Origin of the sequence: Vibrio sp. 14N.309.X.WAT.E.F5, assembly GCF_030397615.1 — a bacterium.
GTDB lineage: Bacteria > Pseudomonadota > Gammaproteobacteria > Enterobacterales > Vibrionaceae > Vibrio > Vibrio lentus.
The window spans coordinates 21458-33963 of the sequence record NZ_JAPNXR010000006.1 but is presented as its reverse complement, the minus strand read 5'-3'; the positions used below and the strand labels follow the sequence as shown (position 1 = coordinate 33963).

Below are 12506 nucleotides of genomic sequence, written 5' to 3'. Positions count from 1 at the left end.
CGGCATGAGGCTAGACTAGCCAGTAGAACATGCCCCTGTTAGTTCTGGTGTCTTTCTGGATCCAGCCGCTAACGTCCACCCGCCACACCATAAAACAGCATAGTAGAAGCGTTGAGTCGTGTCGCTAATTTGTGATTTTGATTAGTGTTCGGGGCAGTTTTTGATATTATTCGCGAAAATAAGTCTGAATAAGTAGATCCACAATGGTCGAATCATTATTAGTACAATTTGCTCCCATGCTATTAGGAGCCCAACTGATCTTAACTTTAATCTTAGTGAAGGGTGATATTTGCCCTGGTCAACGTGGCCGTATTCACAAGATGTTACCTGCGATTGGCGTGCTTTGGCTTGCTGTTGCTTCATTAAGAATTGAAGCGTTTCTGATCGTATTCGCTATCTTTTACTTCTATTCGCAAGTTCAAACTAAGAAGACACGTGACTCAGGCCCTATCTGGGTGATGTATCTTGCGTGTGGTTTGGCGCTGTCATACGTTGCTATTCAAGCAAGCGAACAGGTAAACCCAGTTGGTATTATCGCTACTGTGTTGTTGGTGGCTTTACTGGGTGCTTCTTTCGGACATTTACTGCTGACTATCGCAAGAACGCGCTTACAAGCATTTCACCGCGTTCTGCCTGTCGTGGGCGTATTAAGTGGTATGCTGGTGGTGTTGGCGACCGTGATTAACGTTTATTCACTGTCTGAGGCGCAACTAGAACCTGTTATTTCAACCTTGTTGTTTAGCTTTGCTTTGCTTATCTCTTCTATCGTGGTTTGGTGTTGGCATTTACTGTTTGCCAAAACACCTGAGAAGGTGCAGTTAACGATAGCATTGCTGATGTTATTAGCGTCAGTGATTGGCTTAACACCGGTTTGGGCGTTGTAAGAGGTTGCCGAGCTCGCGAAACTTTTAGTTGATTAAATCCGTGGTAGCGAAAGAAGTGTGATCTGTTTTTAAGCATGGGACTGGTAAGCGTTCTAAACTTAATTCTAATCGTGTGTTCGTTAGGAGTTCAGGATGGATTTAAGCAACGTCAAAGGTTTCGATAGCATTATCTTGCTCGGGATCGTCAACGAAAAGCTTCGTTTGGAATGCGATAGTTTTGAAGAGCTGGTCAGCATGTATGAAATGGATATAGAAAGTGTCGTCGGTAAGCTCGATATGCTTGGCTATCAATACGACCCACTGACGAATCAGTTCAAGTCTTACTCAAGATAAGCTCACAATGAGAGTTTCTTCTATCGCGAATTAACACTTATTGCCTGTTGTCGGTATTGGTAATAAAGAAGTCACAGATAATCTGTGACTTTTTTGTTTCTGACTCTTGCTTGTGAAGCTTGTATCTAATGTCGAGTGCAGGTTCATTTAACTTAACAATAAATACCGTTAAACAACTTCAATGCCATCTAGGTGACTCTTACTCTGCTGCCTTGCCGTACTAAAGAAAGCTTGCAGATAACGTTTGTCTTTCTCAGAGTTTCTTACCGCAGCAAACAATCGTCTTGAAAGCCCGTTGCCCAATGGTTTACTGGCGATTAACCCTTGTCTTGAAAACTCACTGATCGCCCAATTAGGTAAGGCTGCAACCCCTAGACCTGCTGATACCATCTGCACCAACATCAATGTGTTGTCTGCCTGTTTCCATTTCTTAGGCTCTACGCCTGCCGGTTGCAAAAAGTGCTTCACAACATCAAGACGCTGCTTTTGAACTGGATAAGAGAGCATCGTGATATCGCTAAGATCTTGCGGATCGATGCTTGGCTTTTCTGCCAAAGGGGAGTTAATGGCGGTGATTAAACGCATTTCAAAATCAAAGAGCGGTTCGTAATGGACCTCTGAACGCGGCTGAATGTCTGAGGTGATCACCAAGTCCAATTCCCCGGCCATCAAAGCTGGTAAAGGTTCAAAGCCAAACCCTGACGAGAAATCTAGGGTCACGCTTGGCCAAGCAACTTGGTATTCCTTCAAAGCGGGCATTAACCATTGGAAGCAGGAGTGACACTCGATCGCCATGTGCAATCGGCCATTCACATCCTCTTTCAGGCTCGCGAGTTCGTTCTCTGCTTTGGCGATTCGTGGTTGTATCTCATCTGCGAGCTTAAGCAAGATCTCACCCTCAGAGGTGAACTTTACGGGCCTAGTTTTTCGTAGGAAAAGCTGACCGCCAATACGAGCCTCAAGGTCTTTCAATTGATGCGAAAGCGCCGACTGAGTCAGATGAAGAGAAGTCGCAGTTGCGGTAAGCGATCCGCTGTCTCTCAAGGTGGTCAATGTTCGAAGGTGTTTAAGCTCTATCATGAGTATTCCTCATATTCCCTAAGCCAATTCAATATTTCTTAATAATCACCCTACGGTGTTTTTTCTCTCTTGTAAACGTCTAGATGTCCAGATGGATTTAATCTGTTCATCTTTGGATGATTCAAGATGAATATTATTAATAAACAAGATGAATATTTGGACGTTGTCCATAGATCGGATTAAGGCGATAGTTTAGCCATCCAGACGCCTTTGTAAAAAATGAAATCATCACAGGCAGTCTGACCGGAAATTAAAATTATCGAATAAGGAACAGACTCATGACGACAACAACGCATATTCTTGGCTACCCACGCATCGGTGAAAAACGCGAACTTAAATTTACACTAGAAAAATACTGGCGTGGTGAGATTAACCAATCAGAGCTTAAGCAGCTTGGCAGCGAGCTAAGAAATCGTAACTGGAATGTACAAACCGACGCGAATCTTAGCTTTGCAACTGCGGGTGACTTCGCATGGTACGACCATGTTCTAACAACGACATTACTTTTAGGCCATGTACCTAAGCGTCATGCTGGTGGTTCTGAAGATGAAAAAGCTTTCCCAGATTTAGATACCTTGTTCCGAGTTGGTCGTGGTCAATCTCAAGTTCAATCTACTTGCTGCGGTGGTACGCATACGTCGAATGATGTCACAAAAGACAGTTCAGCTGCTTCTGACATGACCAAGTGGTTCAACACCAATTATCACTACATTGTTCCTGAGTTCAGCAAAGATGACTCTTTTGAAGTAAGTTGGCCGCAACTGTTTGATGAAGTGAACGAAGCGATAAAAGCAGGACACAAAGTTAAGCCTGTACTTCTTGGACCACTCTCTTACTTGTACTTAGGCAAAGAAGTAGAAGAGGACTTTGACCGCTTATCTCTACTTCCACGTCTTCTTACCGCTTACCAAGCTATTTTGGCAAAACTCGCTAAGCTGGGTGTTGAGTGGGTTCAAATCGATGAACCCATTCTCTCTCTGGAACTTGAAACTAAGTGGGTAGATTCATTCAAACTGGCTTATCAAGTGATTCAAGGCGATGTAAAGCTGCTGCTTACCACTTACTTTGATTCGGTGACTGACACGCTAGATAAAATCGTAGAACTGCCTGTCAACGGCTTACACATCGACTTGGCTGCAGCACCGCAGCAACTTGATGAAGTGGTAAACAAGTTACCGGAAGATTGGGTGCTTTCTGCAGGGGCGATTAACGGTCGTAATGTGTGGCGAGCTGATTTGGCCACGCAGCTGGAGCGACTACAGCCAGTGAAAGAGAAGCTAGGAGACAAACTGTGGGTGGCTAGTTCATGTTCTTTGCTGCATAGCCCGGTAGATTTGGAGTTAGAAGATTCGCTCAGCGAAGAAGTGAAGAGTTGGTTTGCTTTCGCGAAGCAGAAAGTGACCGAGGTGAGTTTATTGGGGGCTGCGTTAGATGGCGATCATAATGCCATTTTAGCGTGTGAGACGTACAGCCAACCAATTGCTGCTCGTAAGAGCGCGACTCATGTGAATAAGCCTCAGGTACAAGAGCGCCTTAATACCATCACGAAAGCGCTAGCAGAGCGAAGTGCGCCTTATGCAGAACGTGCGGCGCATCAGTCTGAAGTTCTCGGCTTACCGTTGTTACCAACAACAACGATCGGTTCATTCCCACAAACAGGTGAGATCCGAGTTCAGCGTAGTGCTTACCGCACTGGTCAATTGAGTGAAGCGGAATACACCAACGCACTAAAAGGCCACATCGCGGATGCGGTCAAACGTCAAGAAGCACTCGATTTGGATGTGCTTGTGCATGGTGAAGCTGAGCGTAATGACATGGTGGAGTATTTCGCAGAAAACCTAGCAGGCTTTCAAACCACCAAGTTTGGTTGGGTACAAAGCTATGGCTCTCGCTGTGTGAAGCCAGCGATTGTGGTTGCGGATATTGAGCGTGAAAAGCCGATGACAGTGGAATGGTCTACCTATGCTCAATCTCTGACTTCAAAGCAGATGAAAGGCATGCTCACAGGGCCTGTCACTATCTTATGTTGGACATTCCCACGTGAAGATATCTCACGCAAAGAGATCACCAATCAATTGGCTTTTGCGCTGCGCGATGAGGTGTCGGATTTGCAAGACGCAGGTATTAACATTATTCAAATTGATGAGCCTGCTATTCGCGAAGGTTTGCCACTGAAAAAGCGTGACCATGCCGAATATTTAGAGTGGGCAGTGGATGCCTTTAAGATTTCAGCAGCGAGTGCCAAGCCTGAGACTCAGATCCACACGCACATGTGTTACAGCGAGTTCAACGAGATCATTGATTCAGTGGCTGCGCTAGACGCCGATGTGATTACCATTGAAACCTCTCGTTCGAACATGGAACTGCTGAAAGCGTTTGAGGAGTTCAACTACCCGAATGCGATTGGCCCCGGTGTTTACGATATTCACTCGCCAAACATTCCTTCAGAAGAGTGGATTGTGGATTTACTTAAGAAAGCGGCAGAAAAAATCCCAGCAGAACGTTTGTGGGCAAACCCAGATTGTGGATTAAAGACTCGTAACTGGGCAGAGACAGAAGCCGCACTAACTAACTTAGTTTCGGCGACTAAGACACTGCGTAAAGAGTGGGAATCAGCAGAAGTTTAAGCTTAACTAACGCTAGGGTTTGATTACCCGCTAATCCACGATGAACTACAAAAAAGGCCTCGTAAATGCGAGGCCTTTTTGTTTAATGCTTGTTCGAATATCGAATCTAGCTGCTGCTCTGGCAAGTATCTTTGCTGATCAGCTTCTCAACCATCAATTGTCCACGAGTGTTGCGAATCTTGATGTTGTAAGCCAAGCCCATGTCTAGGTTTGCTCTTACTTCTGAGTTGGTGCAGTAGCTATTCACACTCATATCTACAACTTGGTTTAAAGGCTTAGCACCTTTTGCATCCTGGTTGTAAATCATCATGATCTCTATCACGGTGTTTTTCGCAAGCACACGCATGACTGACAGTGGGCCATACTCAATCGGCAGTCCTGCAGATAAAACGCCCGCACGGTGCTGCGCCATCATTTCAAGCTGTCTTTGTTTGTCTTGCTCGCTTGAAGCACAGCCTGCAAGCAGAACCGCTGCCAGTGAGCCAATAATCCATTTTTTCACGTTAAAATACTTTCTTGAATGGTTTTACAACGACGTTTTGGTAGACGCCAGCATCAATGTACGGGTCTGCGTCAGCCCATGCTTGTGCGTCTTCTAAAGAGTTGAACTCAGCGATCACAGTAGAACCCGTGAAACCCGCTTCACCAGGGTTATCTGAATCGATAGCTGGCATTGGACCTGCTGTTAGAAGTCGACCTTCATCGTGAAGTGTTTGTAGGCGTTCTAGATGTTGTGGGCGAACACTTAGGCGTTTTTCTAATGAATTTTCGACGTCTTGAGAAAAAATCACGTACCACATGTTGAGATATCCTTATGTTACTTCACTGAATTAGAGCGATTAAATTAGTTATCTGGCTAATTTACGCGAACTAATGGGTATTGGAAGAGCTAATGATAAGAAATTGTGAAATGGTGCGGCAGAGTGAGAAGGTCTTTAGCATTTTTAATCGAAATGACTAAAGACCTTACAGTACGATAGAGTTGTCGAAAGTACTATTTGTTGATTGGGCGAGGTTTACCGCTTTCGTCTACAGCAACGTAGTTGAATGTCGCGCCACATACCTTGTAACGATCTCCGATGCCGTGATCAAGTACCGGCTTAACCCATACCTCTAGGTCGATATTCATAGAGCTGCGGCCAATCTTGGTGCAGTCGCCATAAACACAGACTACATCGCCAACCGACACTGGCTGTTTGAATTCGATGCTTGATACTGACACGGTGACTATTTTTCCGTTTGAGATCTCTTTAGCCAATATTCCGCCAGCCAGATCCAGTTGAGACATTATCCAACCACCGAATATTTGGCCTGCTGCATTGGTATCAGAGGGCATCGCCAAAGTGCGAAGAAGTAAAGAACCAATCGGGTTCAAAGTTGATTGAATAGTCATTGTTGTACTCTTAATGGTATTGATTGTTTTAAATTTAAATAGATGTGTTTACGGGACTCGCGGTGGGCGTTTTTTAACGTATTCACCGAACACAAACAATCAGTGGCCAATGATCACGAGTATCATTGGCCACTGTTAAATCGCATATTGATAATAATTGTATCAAAAAGGGGATGGGGACTCATCCCTAAGGGTTACTTCTCGTCGGTATTTTTATCCGTTAACTCTTTCTGCTGTTCTTTTGGCAAATGCTGATCTTTTGGTAGATGCTTGTAGATGTAGACACCTGTCAGCAAGGTAAATGCAAAAGTAGCGATCAGTAAGCCAAACACTTTGAAGTTGACCCACACATCCAAAGGCAGGTTGAAAGCAACGTAAACATTGAGGATTGCGCACAATGTGAAGAACAGAGTCCAAGCCCAGTTGATCTTGCCCCACACCGCTTCCGGAAGAGAGAGCTCTTTACCCAGCATGCCTTTAATCGCTGACTTGCCCATTAGGTGACTGACGGTCAGGCCGATAGCGAACAATGCATAAACGATGGTTACTTTCCACTTAATGAAATTGTCGTCATGCAAGAAGATGGTCATGCCACCAAATACGGCAACCATCAGAAATGTGATGATCTGCATTTTCTCTACTTTCTTGTAGATGACGTATGTCAAAACGATTTGTACTGCGGAAGCAACAATCAATGCACCGGTAGCCGTGTAGATGTCGTACATCTTGTAAAGCGCAAAGAAAATAATGAGAGGAATGAAATCAAGAATTTGCTTCATGTGGCACTGAGTATCCAGTTAGTTGAGTTGCAGACAGTCTAACCAAAATTGCCTCGATGCTAAATAGCCCGAGACAATTGGCTGCAAAACTATTTTGTTTGAACTCCTTGTCACCGCATCGACGATGTTTGGTAGCGTGGGATCAGTTTTTTGATATCTTCAAGGTAGCCCTCACTCTTCAACGTGTCTAAAGTGTTTTCAAGCTCTTGCTCACTCATCGCAAAACACGTTGATTTTCCGGTCGTCAGATCAAGATACTCGTGATATTCGCGTTCTGTGAAGTGGCCAATTCTATCCATTAATAAGGTTTTAATTCCGTGATGAATTAAGCCGTAATATGTATGTCTTTGTAAGGTCATAGCCTATCCTCCGTGACAAGCTGCAATGTTATTGATGCAACCTGCTGTATATTGGTTGGGTTATCTATGACAAAGCAATTCGAATGCCATTTTATCCATTGGGATAGAATTTCTGACGTAAAAAGTTGAATTAATTTTCTTTTCAACTAGTTAAATAAACGTCCGTTCTAATCTCTAAACACCAATACGTAGCTACCGAGAAATAGTTTTATTTTGAGAATCGTAAAATTCTCATTATGACGAGCAACTCAAGCTTTGATGGTCTTGAATTGGCAACTTTGATAGGCCGTTAATCAACAAGCCAGTCAACCAGAGTTGATAGGGAAGGGTTTTGACGGTTTTTAGGTTGCAGTAAAAAATAACCGTTGCCAGAAAAGATACTTCCTTCACTAACCTTAACCAATCTCCCTAAATCGATGTCTTGCTTGGCGAGAGTGATGTCGCCAATCGCAATCCCAAAACCTTGTATTGCGGCGTTCATCGCTTGATCGAGTGTTGCGAATTGCTGGTTTTTCTTGCTTGAAAGGTCATGACTTCCAATATGTTCTAACCAAAGTCGCCAGTCACTCTGCTCGTTATTGGCGTGTAGCCATGTGTATTGAGCAAGCTTATGTGGTTTGATTAGAGAAGAGGTACCACTGGCAAGGTGACTGGGTTTAATACTTTGTGCTTGGCAGACGGGCGCCAGTTGCTCGTTGAACAAGAGTTGGCTAACAATCGATTGTTGGCTTGGCTTCTTGCCATAGGTAATGACGGCATCAAAAGGATCAAAACTTGGCTCGAAAACGTGCTTGATGGTTGACGTGAGTTCGACATCAATCTCAGGGTAGGCTTGCTGAAAAGACATCAGCTTAGGCAATAGCCAAGAGGTGATACAACTTGGTGCGTTGAGTTTGATCTTCGATGGAGAGCTGGCAACTTGATTTAACGCCGATTGCAGTTGTTGGATGGTATCTTGAATCAGCGGAACCAGTTCTTCTCCCTTAGGTGTTAATGACAACCCGCGAGCATGTCGGTAGAAAAGATCGCACCCGAGACTTTCTTCAAACGACAACACCTGACGGCTTACCGCACCTTGCGTGACATTGAGCTCATGTGCTGCACGTGTAAAGTTGAGATGCCTTGCCGTCGACAAGAACGCAAGCAGTGTTTTTGTTGAAGGGAGAGTTTTATTCATAATTTACCTATGACTTTTTATCATGGCTATTATGTGATTATTTCGATTCATTTATCAATAGTGTTCTGTTTGAATATAAATACTTAATCATCATTTGTGATTTAATATGTGCATAAGTCACATATTTTGAATATGAAAGCAGTGGTGAAAGAATCGTAATTACATGAAAGGGATAGCTTCTTGACATCTTTTATTGATAGCTTAGTGCCTCAGGCTGTAAAAAAATTAATACCTTATCAATCAGCAAGAAGAATTGGCGGCGATGGACGTGTCTGGCTAAATGCCAATGAACTGGAAAATGCTTTGTTTGAAGGTGAGCAAGGTTACAATCGTTATCCTGATTTCTTACCGCAAGACATTGCCAAGGCTTATCAAGATTACTGTGACACTGATGCCGCGACTGTTGCCGTTCGTGGTGCAGATGAAGCGATTGATTTACTGATCAGAACCTTTTGCAAACCAGCACAAGACAATATCCTCATTTGTTCTCCGACTTACGCAATGTACGAGTTTTGCGCCGATGCACTCGCTATCGAGACATTAGACTCACCATTACAAGAAGACTTTAATCTTAATGTCGCCGATATCGTGCAGAAGTCTGAACTGGTTAATCTTGTCTTTCTTTGTTCACCAAACAACCCAACGGGCAACGTAATTCCAAAAGCTGACCTTATTGAGGTACTGGAAGGAACCGTGGGCAAATCGCTAGTCGTGGTCGATGAAGCGTATATTGAATTTGAACCTCAGACATCGGCCGTGAGCCTTATTGAGCGTTATCCGCATCTAGTCGTGATTCGCACTTTATCTAAAGCGTTTGGACTAGCTGCTGTACGTTGTGGCTTTATTTTGGCTAGCCCCAACGTGATGCAATACGTATCGAAGTTGATTCCGCCATACCCAATGCCAGATTGTTCTTCTCAGATCGTACTAGAGGCCTTGTCTGATGAGCGTGTTGCCGTGATGAAACAGGCGACCGCTACATTGGTAGAGATTCGTAATCAGTTTGCTGCGGAGTTAATGCAGTTCGACTTTATTGAACACGTTTATCCGTCATCGACCAACTTCATTTTGTTACGTCAAAAATCGGGGCATGAACTGTTTAGCGTATTGACGAAGGATGGCATTGTAACAAGGAACCAAAACCACGAACCGGCTTTACGTAATTGCGTTCGAATCAGTATTGGTAGCCAAGAGAGTATGGCGGAAGTGATAGCGTCACTTTCACGCTACCAAACCGAAATAAGAAAGAATCAGCAAGACAAACAAATTCAACAATCTCAACATAAAGAAACTCAATCTCAACTCGATAAAGATCATATCTAGGATGGCAATGATGAAAAAGATAATACTAGGACTCGCTTGTGCGGCCGCTTTACTTGGTACAACAGTACAGGCGAAAGAAATCCGTTTAGCGTCAGACTTTACGTATCCGCCATTCAACTACAAAAACAGTGATGGTGTGCCTGTCGGGTTTGATATTGAGATAGCTGATGCACTGTGTGAGCAAGCCAAACTCGATTGTACTTGGGTTTCACAAAGTTGGGACTCGCTAATTCCAAGCTTATTGGCAAGAAAGTCAGATGTGATCATGGCGTCGATGCGTATTACCGAAGAGCGTAAGCGCAAGATTTTGTTTACCGATAAGTACTACCAAACACCAGCCGTATTTGTTGCTGCTAAAAGCGCGGAATTCAGCGTAGATGAGGCAGGCTTAGCGGGCAAAACTATCGGTGTTCAGCAAGGTACGATTCACGATCGCTACGTAACAGACAAGTTTGGCAATGTGGCAAACATTAAGCGTTATACTGGCCAAGATGAAGTGTATCTGGATCTGAAAAACGGCCGCCTAGATCTAACCTTCGGCAACTCAGATCAACTGTCATTGGCTTTCTTAGACAAGAAAGAAGGCGAGGGCTTTGAATTCAAAGGCAAAGCAGTAACCGACAAAACCTACATTGGCGAAGGCACGGCACTAGCGTTAAGGAAGCAAGATTCAAAACTGGCTAAACAATTCAATGCTGCGATTGAAGAGATCAGAGCGAACGGTACCTATGACAAAATTGCCGCTAAGTACTTCACGTTTGATATCTATGGCGCTGATTTATAATTCGTCTAACGCCTAAAAATTAGAACACCAAAAACAAAAATCCGAGGGCTGTGAGGCTCTCGGATTTTTTCGTTTATGTCAGCGGTATCAATTCAATCAATAATCAACCATCAACTTAGCGTTTCGTCTTTACGCTTGCTGCTTTTGTAGCTCAGCTTCTTGTTCTTCGTCTTTGATTAGAGAATCAACGATTACTGCACATGCTGCATCACCAGTGATGTTCAGAGCAGTACGAATCATGTCGAAGATACGGTCTAGAGCGAACAACAGAGGTAGACCTTCGATAGGGATACCAGCTGCCAGAAGAACCGCAACCACTAGGAAAGAAGGACCTGGAACACCCGCTTGACCAACTGCGCCTAGCGTAGACGTTACGATGATAGCAACGTAAGCACCCATAGACAGGTCGATGTTGAACAGCTGTGCAAAGAAGATAGCAACTAGGCCGTAGTAAATTGCGTTACCAGACATGTTGATCGTCGCACCAAGAGGCAGAACGAATGAAGCCGTAGAGTTGCGAACGCCAAGTTCTTTCTCTACCGTTTCCATTGTTACTGGTAGTGTCGCCATTGAAGAGGCTGTTGATAGTGCAACCGCTTGAGGCTTCTTCATTGCCACTAGGAACTTCTTAGCTGAAGTCTTAGTGAAGATTTGAATCATCAGTGGGTAAGCAACAAAGCCGAAGATAAGAATCGCAGCGATGTAAACAATGAACAGCTTGAACACGACCATTAGCGCGCCAAAACCAAACGTACCTACTGCTTCAGCCATTAGGCCGAATACGCCAAGTGGTGCAATGATCATAACTTTGTTGATCATCCATACCATAGCGTCAACGATAGCATTTACACCGTTGATGATAGGGTCACGTTTCTCTTTTGCTTGTTTAGAAATCGCAATACCAAAGAATAAGCAGAAAACGAGAATTTGCAGAATGTTTGCTTCATTCAGTGATTGGAAAACGTTGGTAGGGATCATGCCAGTGATGGTTGCCCAGAACGTTGGAAGTTCGCCTTTCGCAGCGTATTCTGAAGAGAACATACCTTCAACGCCAGAAACATCGATACCACGACCCGGTTCGAACACTTCACCCATTACAAGCGCCAGTGCTACAGCAAGTGCAGACGTTAGTGCAAAGTAACCCAGTGTTGTTACACCGACTTTACCAGCCGATGAGCTATTACCTAGACCTGCAGCACCTGAAATTAGGGCAACCGCGACTAGAGGAATAACCAGCATCTTGATCAAATTGATGAAGATAGCACCCAGTGGAGCGAACATAGTTGCGCTGTCACCCATCATCGCACCGACTACAGTACCGATGATCATTGCAATAACGACTTGAATGCCGATGTTGCTTAGTAAACTCTTTTCTTTTAACACTTCCATAACCTCTGTGCTACTAAATATAAAAATCCCAGAACTACTCACCAATGTACGATGTACCATTGGATTAATATTTCGCGACGAGTTTTACACGTATCCTTTACATTTATCAATATGAGCAGAGGTAAAAGTCTCTGAAAAACAGGTGGTCTAATGTCATTTGTTGATTTTGCACAACAATGCAATCGTTTGCCTTGGTTTTTTATAGCGATGTTATTTGTTGCATTTATAAAAGCTTTCTCGCTGGAGATTCTGTGAATGATTTACAAGCGTTGGTGTTGAAAACGTTCCATTAACATTCTGATTTCATTTGTGAGTGTTTTTTGAACGTTTATGTTGGGGTGAATCCACAGGTACGTGTTGTGTGAAATTTAGCCTGAA

13 protein-coding genes are annotated in these 12506 nt (G+C 43.9%); 5 read left to right on the top strand and 8 right to left on the bottom strand.

The features are described from left to right. Positions 1-203 precede the first annotated feature (203 nt). A complete protein-coding gene (locus OW495_RS08935) occupies positions 204-884 on the top strand; it encodes a hypothetical protein (RefSeq protein WP_102295765.1) in 681 nt (226 codons plus the stop codon). Between the two features lie 132 nt (positions 885-1016). Continuing rightward, positions 1017-1217 (top strand): DUF4250 domain-containing protein, encoded by a 201-nt coding sequence (locus tag OW495_RS08930; protein WP_017105187.1) that lies wholly within the window; start codon positions 1017-1019, stop codon positions 1215-1217. 168 nt (positions 1218-1385) lie between these two features. Here the strand turns inward: OW495_RS08930 and OW495_RS08925 are convergent, their stop codons facing one another. After that, a complete protein-coding gene (locus tag OW495_RS08925) occupies positions 1386-2297 on the bottom strand; it encodes a LysR substrate-binding domain-containing protein (RefSeq protein WP_017111000.1) in 912 nt (303 codons plus the stop codon). Between the two features lie 278 nt (positions 2298-2575). On the opposite strand from OW495_RS08925, the gene metE reads away from it, so the two are divergent. Then, positions 2576-4924, top strand: coding sequence for a 5-methyltetrahydropteroyltriglutamate--homocysteine S-methyltransferase (metE, locus tag OW495_RS08920; protein ID WP_289886063.1), 2349 nt, complete (start codon positions 2576-2578; stop codon positions 4922-4924). A 106-nt stretch (positions 4925-5030) separates the two neighbouring features. Here metE and OW495_RS08915 read toward each other — a convergent pair whose 3' ends face one another. From OW495_RS08915 to OW495_RS08890, 6 genes are all read right to left on the bottom strand, one after another. Then, positions 5031-5426, bottom strand: a complete 396-nt coding sequence (locus OW495_RS08915) for a GspS/AspS pilotin family protein (RefSeq protein ID WP_017105190.1) — start codon at positions 5424-5426, stop codon at positions 5031-5033. Between the two features lies 1 nt (position 5427). Continuing rightward, complete coding sequence (locus OW495_RS08910; RefSeq protein ID WP_102278111.1) at positions 5428-5724, bottom strand: YciI family protein; 297 nt, start codon at positions 5722-5724, stop codon at positions 5428-5430. 194 nt (positions 5725-5918) lie between these two features. Then, a complete protein-coding gene (yciA, locus tag OW495_RS08905; protein ID WP_017061510.1) occupies positions 5919-6317 on the bottom strand; it encodes an acyl-CoA thioester hydrolase YciA in 399 nt (132 codons plus the stop codon). Positions 6318-6511: 194 nt separating this feature from the next. Further along, entirely contained in the window at positions 6512-7096 is a 585-nt protein-coding gene (locus tag OW495_RS08900) for a septation protein A (protein ID WP_289886058.1), read from the bottom strand. 110 nt (positions 7097-7206) lie between these two features. Then, entirely contained in the window at positions 7207-7455 is a 249-nt protein-coding gene (locus OW495_RS08895; RefSeq protein ID WP_017105193.1) for a hypothetical protein, read from the bottom strand. Between the two features lie 289 nt (positions 7456-7744). Beyond that, complete coding sequence (locus tag OW495_RS08890) at positions 7745-8632, bottom strand: LysR substrate-binding domain-containing protein (RefSeq protein ID WP_289886057.1); 888 nt, start codon at positions 8630-8632, stop codon at positions 7745-7747. Between the two features lie 180 nt (positions 8633-8812). Between OW495_RS08890 and hisC the strand changes: the two genes are divergently transcribed. Continuing rightward, on the top strand, positions 8813-9955 hold the full coding sequence (gene hisC / locus OW495_RS08885; protein WP_289886056.1) for a histidinol-phosphate transaminase: 1143 nt from the start codon (positions 8813-8815) through the stop codon (positions 9953-9955). 10 nt (positions 9956-9965) lie between these two features. Then, positions 9966-10739 carry an ABC transporter substrate-binding protein gene (locus OW495_RS08880; protein WP_102512682.1) on the top strand — a complete coding sequence of 258 codons (774 nt, stop codon included), beginning with the start codon at positions 9966-9968 and terminating at the stop codon, positions 10737-10739. A 129-nt stretch (positions 10740-10868) separates the two neighbouring features. Here OW495_RS08880 and OW495_RS08875 read toward each other — a convergent pair whose 3' ends face one another. Beyond that, positions 10869-12188, bottom strand: a complete 1320-nt coding sequence (locus tag OW495_RS08875) for a dicarboxylate/amino acid:cation symporter (protein WP_318532804.1) — start codon at positions 12186-12188, stop codon at positions 10869-10871. Positions 12189-12506: the final 318 nt, after the last annotated feature.